Consider the following 23,522-nt stretch of genomic DNA (forward strand, 5'->3'; position numbering starts at 1 on the left):
TCTCAAAAAATCTAGGGAAATAAGTAGGCTAAAATTACCTCGAAATAAAAGAAGAATTACTTTCTTTTGTTTCCCCTAAAGAAATATAGCTGAGATAAGAATATGGCTGTGCATTTTTTTCCATATCTTCCTTTTCATAAGTTGTGATATTATCCATATTATTCTGTTCTTCTATTGCTTCTACGCTACGCCTTTTACGTAATAAATCACTGCAATCTTCAATTGACCATAAACTATTTCCCACTGTTCCACGTGACATCCACGTAAATACATAACGTCTATCTTGATCATATTTTCTATCATAGTCAGCAAACAAATATCCTGAATATGTAACACTTTTGATACGAACGTCAGGCCCATCAGGTTCGATTTCCCACCCACCTTCGCTAAACATAGGATCTTGAGGAATCCACGTAAATACACGATATCTCTCCTCATCGTACTGAAAATAATCATTAGCAGTGTATAGGTATTCTGAATGTCGGACATTTTTGATATAAAAACTATCTCCATAGCGTCCAATTTTCCATATACCTTGTGTAACTAATCCACCTGGCACCCACGTAAATACATAACGTCTATCTTTATCATACTTAAAATAATGTGAGTTAGGAGCATCAATACCAGCAGCATATAGATATTCGTTACGAGCAAGATTTTTAATACATATTGTTGGTGAAAATGCTGCATTTTTTATCGACTTTGGTAATCTGTATTTTAAGGACCTAGAGTAATATTTTACTTCAAAATCGAAATCAGGGTAATCATCCATTTCCATTATTTCCTTAACATGATAAGCTAATATCAACATGGAGTTATCCTTGGGAGGACCTTCACTTTGCATTTTATCAAAGAGAGCCGTATAACATAAAATGACATGTGGAATCATTGTGTTAGTCTTTTTTATACATTCCAAGATTTTTTTTGCATCTGCTTTATTATACACCTTATCAATAACACCTTTCATTGTATTTAAAAACAACCATCGGTCTAGTTGATAAACTTGATCAGAAATTGCAACAACATTTGCATTCTCTCTATTATAAGTTTTATTCTTTATAGCATTGCTTAACACTTCTACCGCCATGTCCTTCACTTGACCTTTCAAGATGGTCACAAGATCGTGCGCTTTATCCCTAATATCTAAAGGAGTGTTCAATTGATAAATAATCTCCGATATCAGAGCTTCAGCCAACTTAATTGATTCAAAAACATCAGAACTATTACTTACTCTCATCTCATGATCTAAAAATTTGTAAACTGAGAAGGTCAAAGGGATAGATTTGAGACTCTTACCAAACTCAAACAACAGAGAGAATCTTCCTTTTGCATTATTCTTATAGACCCTATCTACTATGTACGCAATTTTAGTGTCATCGTTAATTTGTCTTAGTTTCTTTTCTGCAATGCCAAATCTTCTACCTTCTATATCCTTGACACAGCTATCAGGCAGGAAGGTTAGATAATTCTGTGTAAGTTGTTTATTCAAATCTTTCACATCATTAGATAATTTATTAATCTGACTCAGATAACACTGCTCAGCCTTTTTCTTCGCATCCTCTGCCTGTTCATTATCTTTTTTGAGATTATCGACAAGAGTTTGCAATCTTATATTCTCTGCTTGGAGAGAGGATATTTGACTTGTGAGATTAGCACCGGAAAGATTATTATATTCCTCTAGACTCTCAATCCGATTTCTTAACTCTGCCACTTGTTTTTCAAGCTCATCAGAATCAGACGAAATAAATCCATCTGCACTGTCGGACTCAGGAGAACGCTTATAACGTTCATCATCTTGATTTTTACTCTTCTCTGCGTGAGCTAAAACGACTGCTAGCTTATCAGCGCTCTTTAGCTCTTTCATCCTAACGCTGGGGTTACTTTGCATAAAAAGACTTGCATTTATATCTCCTGTACGCTGAGATAGAGTAAAAAGATTATTCTCAAAAGACAAAGTATCATTTCCTCTATCAAATTCAGAAGAATTACTAAGTCGCACATTAGCAGCATTAACAAAAGCTGATTGAGCAGCTAAAAACATAACTAATGCTTGTCCAGGGCTACCAATAAGTAATTTGCTAATATTCCTTAACTTAGAATTGCTATCTCGCTTCTCGCTTGCAGCAGCTTTATCTAGAATAGGCAATTCACTAACAACCTCTTTAGATCTTACGTTTTTTAAGCCTCTATCACCTAATAGAGATTTATAATATGCAATTTCTTTTCTTCCTAAATTAGGATTATCTCTTGTACACTCCCTTAATAGCGCAGATTGTGATTTTAATTCCTCTCTAAATTCACTCTTTACCTGTACTAATGTTCTTAGATAATTATCCGAATCAGCTAAGTTAGATGCAAAACTCTCTAATTCTTCGAGTCCATCTTCATAAACTACAGGAGACAAACTATATTTACCGATTAACCCCTGCAACTTTACAAGATTAGTTTTAAGCACACTCTCTGACACTTCTAACTCTAGCTGTTTCTTTATATCATCTATCCTCAACCTGAACATTCCTTCCCAAACTCGTTTATCAAGATAATTAACTTGATCAAATGTTTGGACAAAGTAATCACGTGGTAGATCACTAATTAAATTCCAAAACCAACTTGAGATAGTTTGATCAACTGAAGGCATAGTACCACCTACAAGACCGATAGCCCAATTCTTCCACTCATTTAGATTTAACTTTTTATTTACAAACATCTATTAACATTCAATTTAAGACAATGCTACCAATTATAGACGTAAATGTCTCAAAACGCAATACCCATCGATTTTTTGTATGATCTGCACTATTGATCTAAATTATTTTGAAACTATAGAAATTGAAAGTATTACAATTTGCTGATTTGCTATAGGATTATTGAAATTTCCTACCCACTTCTCTTAAGTTATCTTAAATGAATAAATATTAATTTAGCAGTATATTATATTGAAAACTTAGGTGATTTAGACACTTTTAGCACCAAAAAACAACATCCGTGAGAACAAGTTTTCTTGGAATGCGTTGGTCTTCCATATGTACCATACGAACTTTTTAATATAACAATTTAACTATACGCTAAAACTAGCTACATTAGCCCATTTCATCCATATCTACATACGAACTGTTTTGCCTAAGCTTATTGAAATAATTTAAATCTTCTATTTTTATAACCTTATTTTTACGCGGCTTGTTCTCACAAATATACGACCTTTTTTGCAATCTTAGGAAGAGTCAATAATTCAATTCTTTATAACACTAGCTAGCATGGTATCTTCACTAAAATATTTTTTAAAAAGTTAGTTGACTTATAAATAATTCTCTACTAATACTGGCATGTGTTTGTTTATTCTGCTGAAGTGGCTCCGCAGGTTACTGTATAAGCTTCAGCAGTTTTTGCACTCCTTTAAAGCATCATATTCCTATATATTAAATATCGCTAGTGCTTCTCAAATTTGTTGATCTATAGTAAAACTGGCTAAAACTTGGAGTCATAAACAACTTTTAACCTAGTAGTAGTACTCACCATAAAAACTTAACAAAAATATGAGCAGTAAAAATATTACGTTGAAATTAGCTTGACCAATATTATATATTATACATAATACATCCTATATTTAGAAATTAGGGGGTAGCTATGGTTGAGACTAAAGAATTTGTAGAACATATTATAAAACTTACCAATCGGCAAAGTGATCAAACAAATGAGCAGGAACCGAAATGGAAACCAAGCACTGGGCAAAGATGGCCAAGCACAGATGACCAGGAATTAGAAATAACTCAATTACCAACAAGTAGTAAAGATGACTACTACGAACTCATTAAACAAAGTTTATTTTGGATTAATATGAACTTAATGGATAATACAAGTAATTGGAGCTTATTAGAAAAAGAATGGGTTATTAAAGCGCATAGATCAGAATTAACAAAGAATCAGGAGAAGTTAATTCAAAAGTTATTTCATATTATCAATAGTCGTGATACTTCAACACTCCAACAATTTTTACAGAAAACTAAGAGTAATCCAGATCTAAAAACTGTTCTCGATCTTAAAGTAGGGGCGTCAGAGTTAACATTGTTACATATACTTCCAACAATCCTAAATTCATTTGATAGTTGTACTTTAGTGGATTGTCTCTTAAAAGCAGGAGCTGAACCAAATATACAAGATTATAAGGGAAAAACACCTCTACATTACTATGCTGCTACTTATCCTGTTGAAAAGAAATATGTGGATTCTCTTGTAAGCTATGGAGCTGATTTGAATATAAAGGACAATAATGGAAAAACTCCTCTACAAATTGCAATTGATAAAGGTACTTTGGATGTTGCAGAGTGCTTCTTTAATTTAGAGCAAAAGAAATTGTATGAAGAATTAAACAAGCTAATTGAAGGTACATCTAAACTTGAGAATGGTTCTTCCAAATATAACGTTCAAGGTGTTGAGGACCTGAAAAAGTTCTTAGATAAAAATAAAAACAATGAAGATTTAAAGATGATTTTGAGTATTAGGGATGAAGAAAATAATTTAGAAATACTTAAAGATTATATGTATACTGAAGTGATAAATTTACTCTCGGCAACTCAATCACAATTAATGGTAACTGAGCAAGAGACAGAGGAAACTTATGTACCACATCAATGTTTATTGGACATTTGTTTAACAGATCAACTACGGCAACTAAATCAGTTTGTAAGTGAAATACCAAAAGCTGCAAACATAGCTGAATTACAGAAAGTTGTCGATAAGGCTATCATGTCTGGAGTGGGATTGAATCTTACTAAAGATGGAGGTCAGTGTTTCACAGATTACATACTAGAAAGAATTGACCAACTAGAAAAAAACCATGAAGTTGCTAGCAATATAGTATGTACATTAATATCAAAAGGAGCAAGGTTAAGTAACTGGAATAGTTTAAACGTTATTGATGAAATAGAACTGGAGTTTAAAGAGCACAAAGCTAATATGATAAAAGCTCATGAACAGTGTGTTGATCGTACTCATAAATTTCTGAAAATCGCAAAAAATGCGACCAACGGCAAGTTAAATTGTGCAAAAATGGATAACGCTACTTTTTACTTAGAATATTCAGAAGACAGTATAATAGATGTTGCGCAGATTACAGATGGAACAAGGGATTTAGGTCTAACAGATGGAGATGTAAAGTGTGGAAGAAATATAGTAAAGATCGGTAAAAGTGAAGTAGAAATAAAAACTGAAGATGGCATAAGGAATTACACAGATCTTACAGAAGGTAGCAGTATAGTATTAACTTTCTATACTAGTTTGGGAAATGTAGACGTTAGGCTGTATCCTGACATACAGAATAAAAGCAAAATTATAGTAGAAGTGAGTAATAGAGAAGAAATATTAGAAAAATTCAAAGGTCGCGAAGAAGAGTTAGGTAATGATTGCGAGCTTGGTAACTACTGGGTCTACGATGCTATTGAACAGGGATATTTTGAAAGATCTGGTGGATTAATGCGTCCTGAAGTAATAAGCGAGTCTAACAAGAACAAAGATTCATGGGTAGGACGTGAAGAGTTAAGAAGAACTTCTGATTCTAGGGCTAGGTAGATTAATTTTCCATAAAAGTTAAAGATTATTATTTAAATATAAACTACTATAATTTATAGATTAAGGAAGTTGTACCAATGTCTTCTAAGAATACTCTTTTATATTGTTTTGAAGCTGGTTACAAAATGAGGATATGGAACATACAATTGGCTCTGAGCTGCCTTTTACACTCCAGGTCTACTATTAAAATATGCAGCTAAAATTGGATCATTTTCTACCATTGTTGCACCTAATATGCTAAAATCTTCATCACCTGTATTGATATTTTTACATAATTGATCTTGTAACATTTATTTGCTCTTCTATATCAATTTCAACATCTTTTTGTGTGGCCCTTTGTAGTAGCTCCTTTTGCAATAACCTTTTTTAATTTTCTGGCACATACTTTTTTCGATGTTTTTTCATATTGTTGTTTTTATAAACGTTACGACGCTGAGCCGTAAAATTTCTCCCTTTGCTCACTCCACAGCATCGGTATTTCTCTCAAATCAACTAATTTCAAATCTCTTGGCTGTCTCCCATTTACTATGTCTTCTTTAATCTTTGGTGCTAAATAGTTCAACCTCAAAATTTGCTGTATACGTCTTGTACCTATATTAATTTTGGCACTCAGCTCTTTCACACTTTCGTATTTTCCTTCCTCCAGTTGCCGTTTCCATAGGTGGGCTCTTACCACTGCTTTTAGTAACGCATTATTTGTTTTCCCTTCTGGCTCTATTACCACGCATTTCTTTCCTTTCTTCTTTATTGCTATAAATTCGACCTTATCCTCCGAACCCACCTCTATTCCATCTCCTTTTACCATTACTCCTTTTATTAACTTTTTCACTACTTCTTTCTGCTTTCCAAAACTTAAATTTTTCCACTCTTCTTCGGTCTTTTCTTTCCAATTTTCATATAGCTGCTCTGTCTTCCTCATTACTTCTTTTTCCACTTCTCCAGCTACTATTGTTCGATTCACTGATTCACAACCTTTTCCTCTTAAGTGATTGTTGCATACGTAATATCGATATCTTTTATTCTCTTTTTTTGCATACGTCAGTGTCATATTTACATCACAGCTCTTGCACTTAATTATTCCCCTAAGCAGTGCTTCCTCATATTTTGCTTTCCTATATGGTTGATTCCTTATCAATTCCTGCGCTTTTTGCCACTTTTCCTCTTCTATTATTGCTTCATGCTTTCCCTCATACTCTTTCTCATAATGCCTAATTTTTCCCATATATATTGGATTTGTTATTATTCTTCTCACCGTGGCCTTTTTAAAGATATCTGATTTTGTTCTGTAACCTTGGCTATTTAACTCCCTTGCCAACTCTGCCATTGACTTCGGCTCCAAATATCTTTCAAACATATGCTTCACTGTCTTTGCTTCTTTCTCATTTATTATTAATTCTTTATCTTTCACATCATACCCAAATGGCAAAGTTCCACCCATCCATAATCCCTGCTCCTTTGATGTTGCTATTTTATTTTTTACTCTCTCCACTATCATTTCTCTTTCTAGTTGTGCTGCTCCTGATAACACTGTTTGTACAAACTTTCCCATTGGCCGTATTATTGTCAAATATCTGCGTTACTGCTACAAAATTTACTCTATGCCTTCTAAAAAATGACGTTACTTCGATGCTGTCTTTTGTTTCTCTTGAGAGCCTATCCAGCGTATATACTACTACACAATCTACTTCTCCTTTTTTTACATCTTCAAATAATTCCTTTATTGCTGGTCTTTCTAAATTCTTTCCTGAGAAACCTCCATCGTCGTACCTTTTGGCCAATGCTACCCAGCCTTCTTTGCTCTTTATGTACTTCTCACATGCTACTCGTTGCGCATCTAAACTGTTAAACTTCTGCTCTAGACCGTCTTCATTTGACTTTCTCGTATATATTCCACATCTTATCCCTTTACACATTTTCCCTTCCCTTTTGATCACGCAAACCAAATAGGAGCGGCCCATTGTAACTCATTCCCATTATTTTTCCGGCTACTGCTGATAATGATGTGAAAAATTCTTCTCTGTAGATTAAACCCTTATCTGTTACCATTACTGCGTGAGTCTCTTCCCCTCTCTCTAATATTAGCTCTGTTCCCTCTACTGGCAGTTTATCGCTACTTATTCTTTTTCCCTTCTCTAGCCGATCTGCCAGATACTCTAGTCTTTTTGTCCCCTTTCTTGACATTTCTCCATACGCTTTTTCCTGCATTCTATAAGCTAATCTTGGTATCAGATATTTCTTTGAGTATCTAGGCGCCTCTTCCCCAAATACCTTCTTCCACGTTTTTCTCAGCTCACCCAAAGGTTTTCTCTCTAAATTCATTACTTTCTTTTCTATTTCTTCCTCCATATTTTTAGCCTTTCATAAATAACTTTTCAATTCTGTCTGTTTCTTTCTTTAATACCTCGGTTACTTCTTTACTATAATCCATTGCTGTCATTCCAAATTTATCCGCTTGCTCTATTTCTGCTCCTGCTTCCACTAACTCTTCTACTATTTCCACTTTCCCCACCATACATGCAAGGTGCAATGGAGTGCATTTACTTCCATATTCCTCAGCATTTACGTCTGCTCCTGATTTTATCAATTCCCTCACGATTTCTAGACGTTTCTCCGTTACCGCTAGATGCAGTGCTGTATATCCTCCTATATCTGTTGCATTCACATTCACTCCTTTTTCAACTAATAACCTCACTGTTTTTGCGTCTACTGCATAATGTAGAGCTGTTCTTCCTTTTTCGTCTCTTTCATAAATATTTTTACATGAGTTCTCTAATAATTCTTTTGCTGACTTCTCTTTCTCTTTTTTACTCATAATTTACCTCACCTTTTCTTTAAATTTAAACCCCTAAGCCTTCCTTCTCACCACCTCATCTATCATTTCATTCACTTGGCTCATTATCTTGCTTGCTAAATTTTTACACTCTTCCTTTATTAGTGACTTATCTTTCTTCCTTATTTCTTCTATCTCTATTATTTTGAACTCAGGTAAATAGCTCCTATCCAACATATCTGCTATTTCTTCCACTATCCTCTCTATTCCATAGCACGTCAGTTCTCTACTTTTTGTTATTCCTCCTTTTTCTCTCAGAAATTTACTCGCCCTTTCACTCTCTTTGCTATCACATAGACGATACTTTTCACTTTCCCAAATGTAATACATTGGTGTTGCACCATATTTATTCAGTTGATTAACCTCAGCTCCTGCTTTTACTAGCTCTTTTATTATTTCAACTCCTGCTCCTCCTATTTTGCATGCAGAGTGTAGTGGCGTACATCCAGTGACATATTGAGTGGCATTTACTTCTGCTCCTTCCCTTAGCAGCACTTTTACATTTTCTAAGCTTTTCGCAAATACTGCACAGTGTAGTGGTGTATAACCATTTTTATCTCTTGCATTTACCTCTGCCCCTTTTTTTATTAATAACCTCGCTGTTTTGTAATCAGAGATTTCTACTGCTTGGTGCAATATCGTCTCTCCTTCTTCATTTCTTTTATTAATGTTTTTAAACCCGTTACTTGATACTTCTTTAAAAAACTTACTAAAAGATTCTCTCTTTTCTTCGCTAAACTTCATACTTACCTCACAAAATTAGCTTTTCTAGCGCCAGATAAATTTCTTATGTTTACCTGCTGCTATTTAATTCATGTCCTTTTTAGCATAAGAAAGCAAGTCCTTTTCTTTTTATTTCATACGTTTTAACCTATTATTAACATAATACATGAGGATCTAAATATAAGTATTTAACTTATTACACATATTGCTTGACTATTTTTCCAACTTCTGTGCAAATGTCGATGTTCGTGCCACTTCAGTACTCCTGGGTAAAACACTAAAATGTAATTTTCTAATTCGTGTATTGAGTCTTTTTGCTCTGAATCTGAGTCATTTTTATAGTAAACGTTGTGTTCTGCTAAAACATATTTTCTGACCTTCTGATCTGTATAATTTTTTGCTTTATAGTTGTGAGTAACGCTAAATCTTTCTAAAATTGGCTTGTGTTTTAAATTCCAATATTGCCCTGAAAGTTTATCGCTTCCCAATACAAATTTATTTCCTCTTTCTTCTACGCTACTAACTGGAAAGCACGTATTTATGTCTCCTAAATCCCAACTGTTGTAAGTTAAAAATATGATATAAAGGAGATAAGAGGGAAGATAACCCTACTCACTATAGGAATAGAGTTATCACGGGCGTGTGCGACCGACCAACTGTTGGTATTATAACCGTTCGGATCAAGGTACACTAGCCCATCTCTCGATACGTTTGAATAGTTGCATGGGACATATGTATGCACCCGTTTACAATCTTAAATTAATTAAAACTAATCGAGGTTATTATGATTACATCTTATCAAAATTTTATTGGCATTGATATCGGAAAATTTAAAAATGTTGTTGCAGTTCACAAACAGAAGAACGCTGTCGAATTCGACAATGATACTGCTGGCTGGCAACAATTGTTTCAAGATTTTTCAAATATCTTACCTAATTCTTTAGTAACTCTGGAAAACACTGGAAAATATGAGCTTGGCTTAGCACATTTTCTTGTTGATAAAGATATTGCTGTACATCGAGCTAATACTCGCAAAGTAAAAAGCTTTGTTCTATCTCATGGAACTTTAGCAAAGTCTGATCAATCAGATGCAAGAGCCCTTGCTCAGTATGGGTTTGAACGCTATAGTACTCTATCTCTATTTGCACCTATGTCAAAAGAACAAACAACCTTAGTTGCACTTTGTCAACGTCGTGATGACATTACAAAAATGAGAGCTCAAGAGAAATCTAGGCTTGCAGCACCTGAAAACGACCATATAAAAGAAAGCTGTCAGAAAACTATTGAATTCTTTAATAGCCAGATAGATGAGCTCAACAATACCATACAAAAAATTATTGATGAGAATCCAGAGTTACAAAAGCGCCAAAAAATCCTTAAAACAGTTCCAGGAATAGGTGCAAAATTATCTCAAGATTTTCTGTGTCTAATGCCAGAACTTGGTTATGTAAGTAGGGGAGAAATTGCAAGTCTTGCTGGAGTTGCACCTCATCCGAAAGAAAGTGGTAAAACTATTGGTTATCGCAGAATAAGTGGTGGCAGAAGCAACGTTCGTGAAAAGCTTTTTACAGCTGCGATGTCTGCTTCAAGGTCTAAGTCTGCGCTTGGTGCCTTCTATTCAAGGCTTGTTGGTAAAGGTAAAAAGAAGATGGTGGCTATGACAGCTCTAATGCGTAAAATCATAGTAATTGCCAATGCGAGGCTTAAAGAAGCAGTCAATGTGAATTAAAAAAATCTGCATAGAAAATAGGTTAACGAATATGTGGATAAATACGTCTACACACATTTAAAGTATTTATCCACATATTCGTTAACCATAAGATCTAAGCAGTAACTGTTGTTTGATACAAAATTTTTCTATGATTAAGTTAGGGTTTTTATTGTCAAAAATGCACTTTTTACTCGAATAAAAAACAAAATTACAAACAAAAGTTGTAATGAAACTAAATTCAAAAAATTTTAAAAAACATAGTTGATCTGATAATACTATCTGCGCTTTTGCAAATTTAATCGATGGTAATAAACTCTGTGGTAATGGATATAGTGCTTTTAAGTTGTACCACAAATGATTTCTTTCATAAATACCGTTATAATTCTTTGTGTGAGGCTCGGTTTCTCCAAGGATTGCTACATCTAGGCGATATATATCATTGCTTAAAGCTCGTTCATAATGATCGCGTAGATAGTTTTCTATAATCCTAATAACTGGACCACTAGACCTGAAAAAATTTACTCTTCCAAATGATAACACTGGTCCATCTTTTTCTATTTTTACCCCTGAATAATCAGAAAGAAGATCTCCAAATAAACTCTCATCCAATATAAATCTCTGCGCATTATAATAATCGTTAAAAATCCTCATCAATCTGGATCTTACAGGCAGTAATAGTTTTGCCAGCTCTACTACTGCATCTACGAAGAAGTCATTTGGTACCTCTTTTATCCCTACTTGCAACTCAAAAAAATGTTTACCAGGTGGTTCTTCGATAATTTTAATATCTTCTATATTTGCCCATTTTAGTGCTATTTTTAGTGATGCTGGAGTTCCTCTCAGTCTTTGAAATTTTACTCCTTCTACTACGGCTTTTCTTTTATCCCTTATCCAACGTAGAATTTCCCCCAATCCATATTCTTCAACTAACCACGGCAATGTTTCTTCTTTAAGACTAAACTTAAATCCTCTGATACAGCTCGGATCAACCTTATAATCTATTGCATTAACCAGCGCTTTTTCTTGCTTTGTTGCGTTTGGCGGTAATAAACTTTTCATTTGTCTTTTCTTTCAAGTTGCTTTAATTTCCTTTATTTAGGTAGCTTATGAGTAAGCAAGAGATCATTTCAGAACTGATCAAAAATAAAGATGTTCTTAATATCGAAAACACTTTCCATAATATTTGACCATACTATCCATACTTTAAAAAACAAGTTACAACTTCTGGAAGAAAATCAATACTTTCGTCTCCCTAACATTGGATCCAGTAAACCACTTATTGCACGCAATCCCCTCACTGGCACAAAACAAAAAAAATACGTTTTAAATCCTATCTAACTTGACGTAGCCAAGCACTGCACACTCATTCCCCAGAACCACAACATCCTCTCTTGGCTCGATTAATTCTACGTTTTCTACACCCTCTACAAATAGGTTTGCTATTATCCAAGATCTTGTAACATTCCATCCTAATCTTTTTGCTAATTCAAACTTCTTAATAAACTGCTTCTTGATTTCCTCCTTCGATATCACAGGACTTATGCTCATTCTGCTGTGAATATCTATTTCCGTAATATTGCAACCTATCACTGTTAATGTATCGGTTAAAACCCTTATATCATCTCTAGTAACCTGCTTTTTTACAATTTTAAGTAGTTCTTCTGATACTATGCCAGTTGTGGATAATTGTGTTGATAAGATTGAAATTTGTACTTTTCCTGGTATAGGTGATTCTACTAATGCATCTTTTACTCTACTATCTGCTGACAGTGCATGATACCTATAATACTCCTTGCTTCCACACGTGCTTGAGCCTACTATCTTTGCTTTAATTCTTTTTCTAAATCGTTCATCATCTTCTTCTTTTTGCCTCTCCACTCCATAAAACTCAGCTAAATTATCAAGATCTTCTCCCATTGCAAATTTTAGTAAATTGCTCTTTACTGATTCATTTATTCTTTGTCTTAGTAACAATTCCCTCCATGCTGCTACTTCTAATACCTTCATCGCTGGGTCACTTTCTACTAATGCTGTAAAACTTGCATCACACTTCACTAACTCTTCCTTCATCCGAGACAGAATTTCTTCGAAGTTCAGTCGCTCAATAATGTTAGTCTGCTGCATCTTTATACTATAAAGCGAATGTTTTTCCCACTTGGTACGTATAATCCTTCTAGGTCAAGCGTTACTTTTCCTTCTTTCACCTCTGTTATTTTTACTTTTTCTAATTTAAATCTTTTTTCCCATTTCCCTAAAGCTTCTGCTGTTGCTGCATATATCTCAAGTGTTAAATCTCTACTGATTGGTTTATCCACTAATTCAAATAGTCTAGACCCATAATCCCTTCTCATTATCCTACTGTTAATAGGAGTGGTCAGTATATCAATTATTGATTGTTTCAGATGTTCTATTCCTTCTAATTCTTTTCCTGTTTTGGAGTCCATCCCTTCCATTTTTAGCCTGCAAACACGTTTTCACTGCCTTTTATTACTTTAAACCCACATGAAACTATATCTCCTACTCTTCCCGCTCCAAACCCATTTGCAAACACTGTTTTTGATCCTTCAGTTAATGCTCTTCCTTCACTAAATTTGTCTCCTTGTCTGCACATTGGCTTACCATTTACAGAAACATTGTTACTCCCACTAATGCAAAAATGCGGTGTTACTTCTACACAATAATCTCCTACTCGTACAACCGATTTATTCATTTAATTAAGGTTTATTCTATCTGCTTTCAGTTTTATTTCGCTCTTCGTCATCTCTATGCTCGATTCCCCAGCTTTCAGTGTTATTTTGTCTACTACTTCAATCTCTAAATGATGCTTCTCTTTATCATATAACAATCTTGTTCCATCCTGAAACTTCACACTATTTATTTCTTTTTTATCCTCTGGTGCAGAGTATTTTTCCTGATATATTCCTCCTAATACCACTCCTAATGATAGTTCACCAAGAGGAGAAAATACCATTACTTGTTCATCGATATCTGGTGGAGACCAATTTCTATCTTTTCCTGCTTTGCTTGTTATCCATGGTAAATAATCTGTTAAAAATTCTCCTATTTTCACTCTTACTTTTGCTTTTTCACAATCTATTTCTTTTACAACTCCTATACGGACAATATTGGCTAATTTCCTCTGTAATTCTGCAATCGCAAAATTATTCTCTAACATTTATTTCACCGATTTCTATTTTGTGTGGCATAAATTTTCCTTCTTTCCAAATAGATCGCCCTACGTGTATTGTATGCACCCATTCTACCATCCACACAAGATATGCATCTAATTCAGGTCTAAATTCGTCAACTTCTGCAGAGATAAATTCTCCTGGTGAAACATTTTTTACGTTCCAAGTATTTTTATTTACTACTTTTGCAACTTCGCTAGCTAATGTTCTAACAACTACCGAGGAATCCTCTACTGTGCCATCAACTACAATCCTCGCCTCAAACCTGGCTTTCAATGCTAATTCATCTTTACCTGGTTCTAAACTTGTTAGTTCTACAAACACCGCTGGCGCTACTAATTCTTTCCTTATTGCTGGATAAATTTCACATGTCTGTATAGCCAGTATTTCTTCCTTCAGTGTGCTGCAAATTGCTTTATGTAAATCTTTCCAGAACTTTGTCATGCATATAATTTAACTCATGTAATGTATAAAATATTTTTCAAATACCTTTTCAACTTCATAATTAACAAGATTCCCTATTATCCTTGAAGCCTCTGGTTCCAGTGGTAGTTTTACTTCCTTTATTGGCAATGCTGCTCTTCCTTCACGTTTAAAAATACCGCTATTTCCTTTTGGCATAACTGCTGCAAATCCTCCTATAAACTCATGCTTTCCTACTTTCGATCCTCTTCTTGTTTTTTGTATTTTGCCAATTGTCGATGCTCTAATGTCATAGAGATTTGCTCTAATTAACACGTCTAATCTGCTAGTTTTCGCCTTAAAAATTCTTAATCTCTTTCTTATTAAACTTAATTTTACCTTCTTTTCCTCACTGATTTCCTTAGCTGCTTGCGCTTTTAACCATAGTGCCGTTCTGTTTAATGCTCTCACTATTGCTAATTCTATTTTTTTTCTTTTAGCGTTTACACTTTCTATACTATTAACTTCTATATGAATAGACATTTTACACTCCAGATGCTTTGATTTTCCACGTTATTCCAGACTTGTCTCTAAGTGGCGGTGAGTGCACCTTATACTTACAGTTACCAATAACGAAGATATCTCCTACCATTGGCTTTAATATATCAAAGACACTCACCTCCAAAATCAACATCTCCCCCACAAATTGTCCTTCACCAATCTCGTATAATTTATCTGGCTGTTGCTTTAATACTTGTACCATATATGACTTATCCTTTGATTTATATAAAGCTACTTCTCCTAAATGGGCAAAACAATCTTTCAATAATCGCTTAATATTTTCTTGCACATTTCTCCGCTATATACTAACATTTACATGCTAAGAAGGGGCACACAGGTAAAGCATTCTTCTGCCTCACACTGCTTTATAATTGCTCTACCTGTGTTGTTATGTTGCAACAACCTTGACTAATACCCCTGGTCTATGGCACATTGGCAGAGGATTTGACTGCGTATGTAAATCTGTTCCTCTATCAAACCTCCTTGGCTCTTGTTTTGCATATAGTGGCTGTCCAAGAGTGTTTACTGTCTCATTAAAGTCTGCTGGTGCAAAGTATGTTGTAAATGTGCTTGCTGTTCCTAGTGGAAAACAGTGCCCTGTATCTTTGTCAATAAATCTTCTAACCGTTCCTTCAGGGTCAGTTGCTTGCCCTCTATATTCCTCAAATGTTATGCCACAGAACGTAAATCCTGACCTCATATCATTTCGAAGTGCTGCTCCTTCTTGCCATCTTTCATATGCTTCTTTTACTTTAGCATGAGAAGTTAATGCATCAAAAAACTCAGGGCTTACCAAGGCATGAATTCCAGTCATATATTCACCACTTAGGTTATCTTCTATATGCCGCAATACTTCCAGACACTTACGTTTTACGTCAGTTGTTGCTGTTCCAAGGGCAAAATTTACTACTTTTGGTGTTATTTCAAATTCGTTGTACAGATTTAATAATTCTGACCCATCAGCATCAAGAATAATTCCCTTCAGCGCTCCCATTCGCAAATGCTCTAATGTTATTGCATGTTTGTTTCTCATTAGCTGCAAATGATCAGTTATTACATCTGCAAGCGCTTTAAGTTCACTCTCTGATCCAAATGCCCTTATTCCTTGTACTTCTTCTGGCAGCACTACATCATCATGCGGAATGTGCGGAATCGTAAATGTTCTTACCTTTCTTTTTCCTCTTTTTCCTACTGTTGCTGGCGCCCCTGGTACTTGCGTTGGTAATAAACTTAATACTCCGTTGTGTTCTTCTATGGTAATATGTCTAAATCTTACTGACCTACTTGGAAACAAATTTAGATTTTCAACTCGTCCATAATTTATCGGCAATATATTTATCGCATTTGTTAGTGCCGTCATGCTAAATGCTGTATTTGTAAATGGATTTTGCATTTTTTCTCTCCTTTTTTTCCTATTAATTTTAGTTAAATTCCCTTGCGGACAATGATCCCTCGTGCTTCAAGTTGCTTTATTGCTGCAGCTTTCTGCTCTTCAGTGATATTTGCTGGCCACACAACCGCATGATCTGCTAGTATTGCACAACGAGTAATAATTACTGCTTTAGCATTTTCTGTCGCATTTACATCACTTACTACTGCACCTATCGCTGTTTGTGTACCATCTGTGGCAGTTGGATTTATTATCTTAACCATGCTATCTTTATCGAGAGCCACTACTGTACCAAGCTTTAGGTTCTGCCCTTTTGCTACTGTTATCTGATCTCTTGAATATAGACTTGATGCCTCATACTTTAATAAGTCACCCAGATTATTTTGTTCGCTTATACAACTCATAAATTTCTCTCCTTAACTGCTTACCGCCGCTTTTATCAATGCTATATACGGCGGTTATAAAAATACTTTAACTCCTACGACTTCTTGCTACCTGTGTCATCAAATCTTCCTGCGAATTCTGTGGTACTGCACTCAGTATCTCTGTCTTCTTCGTTCTTTCTGCAAGTAATTCCATCAAAACCTCCCTTGCTTGCTCAACACTTACGCTTTGCTCAATAAATTCTCCTATCTTTTCTGGCATCTTTGATACATTACATAATCTTATTATCTCTAAAATTTCTCTACGACAGTTCTCCTCAATAGTTGTCATACTAACACTCCTACTTTTATGATTGTTGATAAATTCAAAAAATGTTGTAACTCCATCTGCAAGACCTATTTCTACTGCTTTCTCGCCAAAATACAGCCCTGCTTCTGTTGATCGAATCTTTTCAATTGAAAGACCTCTGTTCCTTGCTATCAGCTGCACAAACATTTCATATAGTCGGTCTACTTCTTTTTGTAAGCTTCCCAGACTTTCAGACGTCATTGGCTCATGCGGGTTTAAATCATTCTTTCGACTACCAGCAAAGATTGTGGTGTACTTAATACCTTGCCTTTCATCAAACCCACTTTGATCTATGTGGCTTGCTATTACTCCAATACTGCCAACACCAGAAGTTCTGCTCACAAATACCTTCTCAGCGCTAGAGGCTATAGCATATGCAGCAGAGTATGCATCATCATTGGCCATCGCAATAATCCTTTTTTTTGCTCTTGATTCGTAAATAAAATCAGCCAGGTCAAATACACCGTTTACTTCCCCTCCTGGACTGTCTATGTCAAGTAGAATCGTCTCTATGCTTTTATCTCCTAAAGCACTCTCTATCTCTTCATGAATATTTTCATACGAAGTCATATCTAAAATATGATCAAAAGCTTCTGTTTTTTTTGTCAAAACTCCATAAATACGTATTATTGCTATTCCTTTTGGGTTTATATGAAAATGCTTTAAGTTCTTAAAGATAGGTTGTTTGCTGTTATATAATGATAGTAGTTCAAAGCTTCTTCTCTCTACCACTATTGGCTTATTTATCCACATCACCTTCCTTCCCTTTTATGATTAACGTCAGAATCGAAACAAAGTCCAAAAGAATTAGCACGCTTTTGATCTTCTGCTATTTCTTGGTCAATTTCTTCTACATCGTAACCCATTTCTGATACTACTTCTGCTCGACTCTTAAATCCATTTCTTACTGCCATTTGCTGTGCTTGCTGATCTTTCAGTGGATCTACCCAATCAAATCCCTGTGGTATCCATTTTACTTCTTCTTTCGCTGCTTTTACTACTTTTTCATCTATACTCAGTTCTCCACAAAGTACTGCTAACTCTAGCCATCTATTCCAAATAGGTCTACAAAACTGGAACACTATCACGTTATGCTGCAACATTGCACACCTTCTGCGAAACTCTATCAGCCCTGCTCGAATGGATGAATAATTAACGCCTGTTAAATCTCCTGTTAGCTGTTCATATGTTATCCCTGTACCTATTGCTATTGCCCTGAGTTGCTGTCTCATAAACGCTTCATAACTTCCTCCTACATCTGACGGCTCTGAAAATTTTATATCTTCTCCTGGGTCTAAAAGCTGCATTGTTCCTGGCTCTAAACCTGATAATGCTACTCCTTGCTCATTACTTTCACTTTCTCCTAAAATATTTGCTTCAGGATCAAGTCTTGTAATAAACCCTGCAAACATTGCTGCAGTTTTCTTTCTCACCAGCTCTGCATCATCATATTGATCAAGCTCATAAAGCTTCAGCAGTATATTAGAAAGCCATGGCTCCCCTCTGATTTGCCCAGGTCTTAATGGTCTATAAATATGTAAAACATCATTTGCTGGCACTCTCACTGATTCACCAAACGAGCCTTCACCAGGGTGTTCTTTAAATAGGTAATATGCTTCTCTTTGCCCAAGCTTGTTAAACTCAATCCCGTTTCTTATTACATTACCATTTCCTAAAGTTTGATTTGTTTTATTATCTAGATGTTCAGACTCAAGTACTTGCAGTTGTAATGGCACAGAAAATCTATCTTCCAGCTTTCTCGTTCTTAAACGTACAAAACATTCTCCTCCCTCTATCATACTTCTGCATACTAGAGCTTGTAATCCATAAAAATCACTTACCCCGCTACTGTCTGCTTCATCTGTCCATCTTAGCCATAATTCTTGCACCTTCTTTCGAAATTCTCCATCTCTTGCTTTTGATTGCGGTTTTATTCCTGTTCCAATAGAGTTACTTACTATTGTATCAATGATATTTGCCGCATATGGATTTTTCCTTACCATATCTCGAGAGCGACTACGCAGGTGCTCAAGGCTTTGAGAGAGTAAATTATTTATGCTTCCTGCTTCTCCTTGCCAATACATTACCCTTCTTCCTGACCCTGCTGCATCCCAGGCTGAACTTTTGATTTTTGGCTTGCTAAATAGTTGTTTGAATTTTTTCAGCATCATACTAACCAAAATTCTCTTAATTCTTTCAAAGTTCCGTTAAATTTATTTCTGTCACATTTTCCAATTCCACTTACTTCATCTGGCTCTGGACCTATTTTACCGTCAGTATATTGCCATAAAATCCAATCATTCCAGCCTTTTGGTAATGTGAGTTCTTTTCTCCAGCTTGCTATCCATAATGGACATTTTGTCAAAATTGGTGTGGCAAAATCTTTCAAAAAATTAGCACCTCCATACACTAAAGGTAAACGCCCTGTTTCTTCTTGAATTTTTTTAACAAAATCTTCTGCTTGTTTTGGCTCTATATTTTTTCCACTTTCGTTCTCTTCAATATCAAGCACAACAATTGTATTTTTAGTTTCACCCACTGTATTCAAAAAGTGATTTGCTTGATCCTTTCCATCTTCCCCTACACCGAAATGATATGAACCCCATAATAGACCCAAGTCTTCAGCTTCTTTTCTTCTTTCTTTGTATTTTGAATCTATGTACTCTGTTCCTTGTGTTGCCTTATGAATTACTCCAACTATACCACTCTCTTTAGCTAACTCAAAATCCACATTTTCTTGCCAATGTGACAAATCTATTATTCCATTTACTGAACTCTCTCTATTCTCCCATAGTTTTATGAAAGTTTTTAATTGCTCTAAAAATTCAGAATATTCCTCTTTTACAACTTTTCTCAGAAAATTTTCCCTCATATAACTCCTTTATTTGTTGCAAAAATAATCTTTCGTTTAGGCTTCATTCCAGCAATCTTTAGTTCACCTTTGATGCGTTGTCTGAGGCTGAGCAAATCATTTATCTGAACTTCAGCATATCTCACCACATGGTCACCATATGCAATTGATACCACTCTTTCGCCACTCTGAAGCTTCTTTATTGCTTGTTCAACTTGAATTAAATAATCTTCGTTATACATTTATTGCTTGCTGATCCATTTGCTTTTCACTATTTTCTTTGATTTTTTACTTTCTGGTTTTTCACTTAAACTATTCCATTTACTCTCTGGCCATCTATCTATTCCCAGTGCTATCGATGCTGCTCTTGCATAAATCCTACAGTCTAATACTTCATTTCTTTCTCTTACCTTTTGCCACTCTTGTTTGGTATAACCTTTTACTACTTTGCTGACTAATTGCTCTGCCGTTAGCTGCTTAAAATATTCAGGTGCATACTCGGGAAAATGACAGTATCCTGCTGGAGCTTCTTCACCGTCCTTTAAAACATTAAGTAATTGAAAAAGTTCTGACTTTAAAATCGATACTCCCACTGGCCAGAGCTTTATTCCTCTTTTTAGCTTTTGACCACCAACTGTTATATCTACTCTACTTGGGCTGCTAAGTGGTACTAGAGCTTTATTTACACCTTTCACTGCCATTACTCTTCCAGAGCCTTGATGACCTCTTACCCAATTGTATACTTCTTGTGTCGCATACCCAGCATCAACCGCCATCATACTTATCATGTATTCAAGACCATTTTCACCGATAAAATGATGATTTAAGAGCTCAGAGAGTTTTCCCCATACTTCTCCTCTTCCAGTATCACCTTCAAATACTCGGTATTCTATTGACCAACTTTCGCGGCTTTTTCCCCATGCTACAACTTCTACTTCTAAACGATCTTTTTGGACATCTACTCCTGCAGTAAGCACCACTTCTCTCCTAGGTACTGTGCCTACGGGAAAAAATTCTCTCCTGTTAAATAATTGCTTCCAATCTGGTACTTCTCCTTTGTCTACCCAGGTTTCTCCAAGCGTAGTATTTATCCATACTTTTAGTAATTGTTCACTTTCTTTTGCATGAAGAAAATCTTCTACTGCTTGAGTCCAGCTATACCAGCCTACTGGACTATAAAGACTTGAAAGATGAAATCCTTTTTTCTCACCTTTTACTCTATTAGTAGGTCTCCATTCTCCACGCTCAAGCATCTCTGTCTTTTGATGATTTTCTATTTTGCCGCTACATTCAGTGCAGACATAATGTGCTGTTCTTGAGTCGTTGTTTTCCCATTTAATTTGTGACCATTTTAGAACTTGATAGTAATTACAATACGGACATGGTACAAAAAAGTACTGCTTATCTGTTGCTTCAAATTCTTTCTCAATTCTGCTTATTCCATGAATCGTTGGTGTTGATACTAAAAAAATCTTTCGCCGTGCAAATGTATTAGTTCGAGCAATACTGAGCAGCACTGGATCTCCTTCACCACCTGAATCTCCTGGATAGGCGTCTATTTCATCAAGAAAGAGATATTTTACTGGCATAGACCTCAGTCCTACACTGCTGTTTGCTCCAGTTATTACTACTATTCCACCTGGAAATTCCTTACTTTGTACAGTATTGCCTGAGTCTCTTGACCTTGGGTCTTTTACTTTACTCTTTAAACATGGCGTACTCTCTATTAACGGCGCAAATCTTCCTTTTGACCAACGCTTTCCCATTTCAACTGTTGGCTGCACAACTAACATTGGACCAGGAGTCTGATCTATAATATAGCCTATCCAATTGTTACCAGCTTCTGTTCCTCCAATCTGCGCTCCTTTCATGAATACTACTTTTTCTGCAGTTGAAGACGGAGATAGTGAATCCATGATTTCTTTTAAATAAGGAGTTCTTTCCGTTCTCCACTTCCCTGGCTCTGATGCTGCAGTTGCTGCTAGAACTCGATACTCATTCGCCCACTCTGATACTTTAAGCTGGGGATCTGGCTTTAATCCTGAATAAAAGCTGGCACTGTAGATCACTATGCTCCACTCAAACAATTCCTGTGTAAGCTTTCTACTTCAACACTATCAATTTCTGATCTGACATTTTCTGTGCCTTTCTGCCCTTCTAATTCCATAAACATCTTCTTCTGAGATTCATTTTCTATGTACTTTTGTGTAAGACCACTCATAACTATTGCTACAGTGAATGCAACTATTGCTGTTACTATTATCAGAGTAAGCATTTGATATATTGTTGTTGCTGTTAAGCCTATATATGCTGCCATTGCTACTGCACTTACTGAAGTAAAAATGCAGATCACATTATTGTATTTTCTTACTTTTACTTCTCTATGTTCTATACACCTATTCAGAGCACAATAAACTGGTGAATTTATTACAGATACTCTCCTTTCGTCTGGTAATTTGACGTTCTTTTCTTTAAACAAAGCTTTAAGTAACTCTAAATTATTTGACTTGATTGCTAAATGCAAAACAGGTGTGTAATTTGCTCCTTTTTTCAGCAGTAACTTTACTACATGTAAATGCCCTTTTTCTGCAGCAAGGTAAATCGGTGATAGACTTTTATTATTTGAAACGTCAATATCAATTTCTTCTTTTAAAATAGACTCTACAATCTCAATTTCTCCTCTTTGTGCAGCTAAATGGAGTAGACTATTCTTTTCAGAACCGTATTTATTACTTATCAAAGCCTTCTTTATCTCAGGTTTAGCGTAATCAAATGGTGTCTTGCCGCTATCGTCTTTTACCAATGGATCTATATCTTCTCGCGTTAGTAAAACTTCTATTGTTTTAAGTCTTTCAGCATAATGTAGTGGTGTTTTATTTTCATAGTCTTGCAAATTGACTTGAGCATTAGGCTCCTTTATTAAGGATTTGAGGATATCAAGACATAAGTCTCTTTCATCATAATTAGTATTACTTACAGCTATATGCACAGGCGACAATTTCATTGAGTTTTGTCCCATGCGCGTGCTATTTACATCTGCTCCAAGCTTCAGCAGTAACTTTACTATCTCCAACTTTTTATTATTAACTGCATAGTGCATTGGTGTCTGATTTCGTGCATCAAAGACATCTATTTCAGCATTTCCTTCTCTAATTAAAATTTCTACTATTTGTTCATGCCCAGCTCCTGCCGCTAAGTGTAACGGTGTATGTAGTAAAGCATTCTGCTCATTAACATTAGTCCCTTTGTCGAGTAAAAACCTTACAGCATTTGCTTCATTCAACATCGCAGCTAAGTGAAGTAAGCTATCTTTCTCCAATCCATATTTGTGATTGATTAGTGCTTGTAATATCTCTTCTCTTGCACAATCCAGCGCACTTTTACCATTATCATCAGTGATCAGTGGATTAATATTTTTCCTATTTAGTAAGAGAGCAACCATACTAAGCTCGTTAATTTCTACTGCATAATGTAGTGGGGTTTTCCCATTTAATCCTCTAACATTTACATCCACTCCTGGTTGATTAATAAGACACTTTATTAATTCTAAACTTAAGTTAGCAGACATT

At 35.4% G+C, this 23,522-nt stretch carries 23 protein-coding genes and 2 pseudogenes; 2 read left to right on the forward strand and 23 right to left on the reverse strand.

The features are described from left to right. Positions 1 to 34: 34 nt before the first annotated feature. A complete protein-coding gene (locus tag OOK82_RS07345; protein WP_264704641.1) occupies positions 35 to 2,707 on the reverse strand; it encodes a hypothetical protein in 2,673 nt (890 codons plus the stop codon). Between the two features lie 917 nt (positions 2,708 to 3,624). Between OOK82_RS07345 and OOK82_RS07350 the strand changes: the two genes are divergently transcribed. Then, positions 3,625 to 5,565, forward strand: a complete 1,941-nt coding sequence (locus OOK82_RS07350) for an ankyrin repeat domain-containing protein (RefSeq protein WP_264704642.1) — start codon at positions 3,625 to 3,627, stop codon at positions 5,563 to 5,565. A gap of 164 nt (positions 5,566 to 5,729) precedes the next feature. Here OOK82_RS07350 and OOK82_RS07355 read toward each other — a convergent pair whose 3' ends face one another. The 6 genes and pseudogenes from OOK82_RS07355 to OOK82_RS07380 all read right to left on the reverse strand — a co-directional run. After that, positions 5,730 to 5,855 carry a hypothetical protein gene (locus OOK82_RS07355; RefSeq protein ID WP_264687012.1) on the reverse strand — a complete coding sequence of 42 codons (126 nt, stop codon included), beginning with the start codon at positions 5,853 to 5,855 and terminating at the stop codon, positions 5,730 to 5,732. A gap of 134 nt (positions 5,856 to 5,989) precedes the next feature. Continuing rightward, a pseudogene (locus OOK82_RS07360) lies at positions 5,990 to 7,478 on the reverse strand (recombinase family protein). Further along, the gene (locus OOK82_RS07365) at positions 7,471 to 7,911 is read right to left on the reverse strand and encodes a DUF2924 domain-containing protein (protein WP_264704370.1); all 441 of its coding nucleotides are present in this window, start codon (positions 7,909 to 7,911) and stop codon (positions 7,471 to 7,473) included. Before OOK82_RS07365 ends, OOK82_RS07360 begins: the two are co-directional and overlap by 8 nt. Positions 7,912 to 7,915: 4 nt before the next feature. Next, positions 7,916 to 8,377, reverse strand: a complete 462-nt coding sequence (locus tag OOK82_RS07370) for an ankyrin repeat domain-containing protein (protein ID WP_264704369.1) — start codon at positions 8,375 to 8,377, stop codon at positions 7,916 to 7,918. 33 nt (positions 8,378 to 8,410) lie between these two features. Next, positions 8,411 to 9,139, reverse strand: coding sequence for an ankyrin repeat domain-containing protein (locus OOK82_RS07375; protein ID WP_264704368.1), 729 nt, complete (start codon positions 9,137 to 9,139; stop codon positions 8,411 to 8,413). A 167-nt stretch (positions 9,140 to 9,306) separates the two neighbouring features. After that, positions 9,307 to 9,681 (reverse strand): annotated as a pseudogene (locus tag OOK82_RS07380) (phage tail protein); the annotation flags it as partial. A 221-nt stretch (positions 9,682 to 9,902) separates the two neighbouring features. Here OOK82_RS07380 and OOK82_RS07385 point away from each other — a divergent pair. After that, the gene (locus tag OOK82_RS07385; protein WP_264336326.1) at positions 9,903 to 10,847 is read left to right on the forward strand and encodes an IS110 family RNA-guided transposase; all 945 of its coding nucleotides are present in this window, start codon (positions 9,903 to 9,905) and stop codon (positions 10,845 to 10,847) included. An 81-nt stretch (positions 10,848 to 10,928) separates the two neighbouring features. On the opposite strand, the gene OOK82_RS07390 is transcribed toward OOK82_RS07385, so the two are convergent. The 16 genes from OOK82_RS07390 to OOK82_RS07465 form a co-directional block, all read right to left on the reverse strand. Then, positions 10,929 to 11,888, reverse strand: a complete 960-nt coding sequence (locus OOK82_RS07390; protein WP_264704367.1) for a phage tail protein — start codon at positions 11,886 to 11,888, stop codon at positions 10,929 to 10,931. Positions 11,889 to 12,152: 264 nt separating this feature from the next. After that, positions 12,153 to 12,953 carry a baseplate assembly protein gene (locus OOK82_RS07395; protein ID WP_264704366.1) on the reverse strand — a complete coding sequence of 267 codons (801 nt, stop codon included), beginning with the start codon at positions 12,951 to 12,953 and terminating at the stop codon, positions 12,153 to 12,155. A gap of 2 nt (positions 12,954 to 12,955) precedes the next feature. Next, positions 12,956 to 13,282, reverse strand: coding sequence for a GPW/gp25 family protein (locus tag OOK82_RS07400; protein WP_264704365.1), 327 nt, complete (start codon positions 13,280 to 13,282; stop codon positions 12,956 to 12,958). A 2-nt stretch (positions 13,283 to 13,284) separates the two neighbouring features. Beyond that, positions 13,285 to 13,539: a PAAR domain-containing protein gene (locus OOK82_RS07405; RefSeq protein WP_264704364.1), complete on the reverse strand. Its 255-nt coding sequence runs from the start codon at positions 13,537 to 13,539 to the stop codon at positions 13,285 to 13,287. After that, positions 13,540 to 14,004, reverse strand: a complete 465-nt coding sequence (locus tag OOK82_RS07410) for a phage baseplate assembly protein V (RefSeq protein WP_264685225.1) — start codon at positions 14,002 to 14,004, stop codon at positions 13,540 to 13,542. Beyond that, positions 13,991 to 14,461, reverse strand: coding sequence for a hypothetical protein (locus OOK82_RS07415; protein ID WP_264704363.1), 471 nt, complete (start codon positions 14,459 to 14,461; stop codon positions 13,991 to 13,993). Before OOK82_RS07415 ends, OOK82_RS07410 begins: the two co-directional genes overlap by 14 nt. 9 nt (positions 14,462 to 14,470) lie before the next feature. Continuing rightward, positions 14,471 to 14,962 (reverse strand): phage tail protein, encoded by a 492-nt coding sequence (locus OOK82_RS07420; protein ID WP_264704362.1) that lies wholly within the window; start codon positions 14,960 to 14,962, stop codon positions 14,471 to 14,473. Position 14,963: 1 nt separating this feature from the next. Continuing rightward, positions 14,964 to 15,269, reverse strand: coding sequence for a head-tail joining protein (locus tag OOK82_RS07425; RefSeq protein WP_264704361.1), 306 nt, complete (start codon positions 15,267 to 15,269; stop codon positions 14,964 to 14,966). A gap of 99 nt (positions 15,270 to 15,368) precedes the next feature. Then, positions 15,369 to 16,373: a major capsid protein gene (locus tag OOK82_RS07430; protein WP_264704360.1), complete on the reverse strand. Its 1,005-nt coding sequence runs from the start codon at positions 16,371 to 16,373 to the stop codon at positions 15,369 to 15,371. Between the two features lie 32 nt (positions 16,374 to 16,405). Beyond that, on the reverse strand, positions 16,406 to 16,774 hold the full coding sequence (locus OOK82_RS07435; protein ID WP_047759659.1) for a head decoration protein: 369 nt from the start codon (positions 16,772 to 16,774) through the stop codon (positions 16,406 to 16,408). A 67-nt stretch (positions 16,775 to 16,841) separates the two neighbouring features. Further along, a complete protein-coding gene (locus tag OOK82_RS07440; protein ID WP_264704655.1) occupies positions 16,842 to 17,855 on the reverse strand; it encodes a S49 family peptidase in 1,014 nt (337 codons plus the stop codon). Then, entirely contained in the window at positions 17,855 to 19,273 is a 1,419-nt protein-coding gene (locus OOK82_RS07445) for a phage portal protein (protein ID WP_264704359.1), read from the reverse strand. The genes OOK82_RS07440 and OOK82_RS07445 overlap by 1 nt, the downstream gene beginning before the upstream one ends. Continuing rightward, positions 19,270 to 19,974 carry a glycoside hydrolase family 25 protein gene (locus OOK82_RS07450; RefSeq protein WP_264376381.1) on the reverse strand — a complete coding sequence of 235 codons (705 nt, stop codon included), beginning with the start codon at positions 19,972 to 19,974 and terminating at the stop codon, positions 19,270 to 19,272. Before OOK82_RS07450 ends, OOK82_RS07445 begins: the two co-directional genes overlap by 4 nt. Beyond that, complete coding sequence (locus tag OOK82_RS07455) at positions 19,971 to 20,195, reverse strand: gpW family head-tail joining protein (protein ID WP_114517459.1); 225 nt, start codon at positions 20,193 to 20,195, stop codon at positions 19,971 to 19,973. Before OOK82_RS07455 ends, OOK82_RS07450 begins: the two co-directional genes overlap by 4 nt. Then, on the reverse strand, positions 20,196 to 22,022 hold the full coding sequence (locus OOK82_RS07460; RefSeq protein ID WP_264704358.1) for a phage terminase large subunit family protein: 1,827 nt from the start codon (positions 22,020 to 22,022) through the stop codon (positions 20,196 to 20,198). It abuts the gene before it with no gap. Next, on the reverse strand, positions 22,022 to 23,521 hold the full coding sequence (locus OOK82_RS07465) for an ankyrin repeat domain-containing protein (RefSeq protein WP_264704357.1): 1,500 nt from the start codon (positions 23,519 to 23,521) through the stop codon (positions 22,022 to 22,024). The genes OOK82_RS07460 and OOK82_RS07465 overlap by 1 nt, the downstream gene beginning before the upstream one ends. Position 23,522 lies beyond the last annotated feature (1 nt).

Origin of the sequence: Wolbachia endosymbiont (group B) of Apotomis betuletana, assembly GCF_947250475.1 — a bacterium.
Lineage (GTDB): Bacteria > Pseudomonadota > Alphaproteobacteria > Rickettsiales > Anaplasmataceae > Wolbachia.

Excerpts from the sequence above, each read along its gene's own strand:
- OOK82_RS07345 (WP_264704641.1), bottom strand. The coding sequence starts at position 2,707 with ATGTTTGTAAATAAAAAGTTAAATCTAAATGAGTGGAAGAATTGGGCT.
- OOK82_RS07350 (WP_264704642.1), top strand. The coding sequence starts at position 3,625 with ATGGTTGAGACTAAAGAATTTGTAGAACATATTATAAAACTTACCAAT.
- OOK82_RS07355 (WP_264687012.1), bottom strand. The coding sequence starts at position 5,855 with ATGTTACAAGATCAATTATGTAAAAATATCAATACAGGTGATGAAGAT.
- OOK82_RS07365 (WP_264704370.1), bottom strand. The coding sequence starts at position 7,911 with ATGGAGGAAGAAATAGAAAAGAAAGTAATGAATTTAGAGAGAAAACCT.
- OOK82_RS07370 (WP_264704369.1), bottom strand. The coding sequence starts at position 8,377 with ATGAGTAAAAAAGAGAAAGAGAAGTCAGCAAAAGAATTATTAGAGAAC.
- OOK82_RS07375 (WP_264704368.1), bottom strand. The coding sequence starts at position 9,139 with ATGAAGTTTAGCGAAGAAAAGAGAGAATCTTTTAGTAAGTTTTTTAAA.
- OOK82_RS07385 (WP_264336326.1), top strand. The coding sequence starts at position 9,903 with ATGATTACATCTTATCAAAATTTTATTGGCATTGATATCGGAAAATTT.
- OOK82_RS07390 (WP_264704367.1), bottom strand. The coding sequence starts at position 11,888 with ATGAAAAGTTTATTACCGCCAAACGCAACAAAGCAAGAAAAAGCGCTG.
- OOK82_RS07395 (WP_264704366.1), bottom strand. The coding sequence starts at position 12,953 with ATGCAGCAGACTAACATTATTGAGCGACTGAACTTCGAAGAAATTCTG.
- OOK82_RS07400 (WP_264704365.1), bottom strand. The coding sequence starts at position 13,282 with ATGGAAGGGATGGACTCCAAAACAGGAAAAGAATTAGAAGGAATAGAA.
- OOK82_RS07405 (WP_264704364.1), bottom strand. The coding sequence starts at position 13,539 with ATGAATAAATCGGTTGTACGAGTAGGAGATTATTGTGTAGAAGTAACA.
- OOK82_RS07410 (WP_264685225.1), bottom strand. The coding sequence starts at position 14,004 with ATGTTAGAGAATAATTTTGCGATTGCAGAATTACAGAGGAAATTAGCC.
- OOK82_RS07415 (WP_264704363.1), bottom strand. The coding sequence starts at position 14,461 with ATGACAAAGTTCTGGAAAGATTTACATAAAGCAATTTGCAGCACACTG.
- OOK82_RS07420 (WP_264704362.1), bottom strand. The coding sequence starts at position 14,962 with ATGTCTATTCATATAGAAGTTAATAGTATAGAAAGTGTAAACGCTAAA.
- OOK82_RS07430 (WP_264704360.1), bottom strand. The coding sequence starts at position 16,373 with ATGCAAAATCCATTTACAAATACAGCATTTAGCATGACGGCACTAACA.
- OOK82_RS07435 (WP_047759659.1), bottom strand. The coding sequence starts at position 16,774 with ATGAGTTGTATAAGCGAACAAAATAATCTGGGTGACTTATTAAAGTAT.
- OOK82_RS07440 (WP_264704655.1), bottom strand. The coding sequence starts at position 17,855 with ATGTGGATAAATAAGCCAATAGTGGTAGAGAGAAGAAGCTTTGAACTA.
- OOK82_RS07445 (WP_264704359.1), bottom strand. The coding sequence starts at position 19,273 with ATGATGCTGAAAAAATTCAAACAACTATTTAGCAAGCCAAAAATCAAA.
- OOK82_RS07450 (WP_264376381.1), bottom strand. The coding sequence starts at position 19,974 with ATGAGGGAAAATTTTCTGAGAAAAGTTGTAAAAGAGGAATATTCTGAA.
- OOK82_RS07455 (WP_114517459.1), bottom strand. The coding sequence starts at position 20,195 with ATGTATAACGAAGATTATTTAATTCAAGTTGAACAAGCAATAAAGAAG.
- OOK82_RS07465 (WP_264704357.1), bottom strand. The coding sequence starts at position 23,521 with ATGTCTGCTAACTTAAGTTTAGAATTAATAAAGTGTCTTATTAATCAA.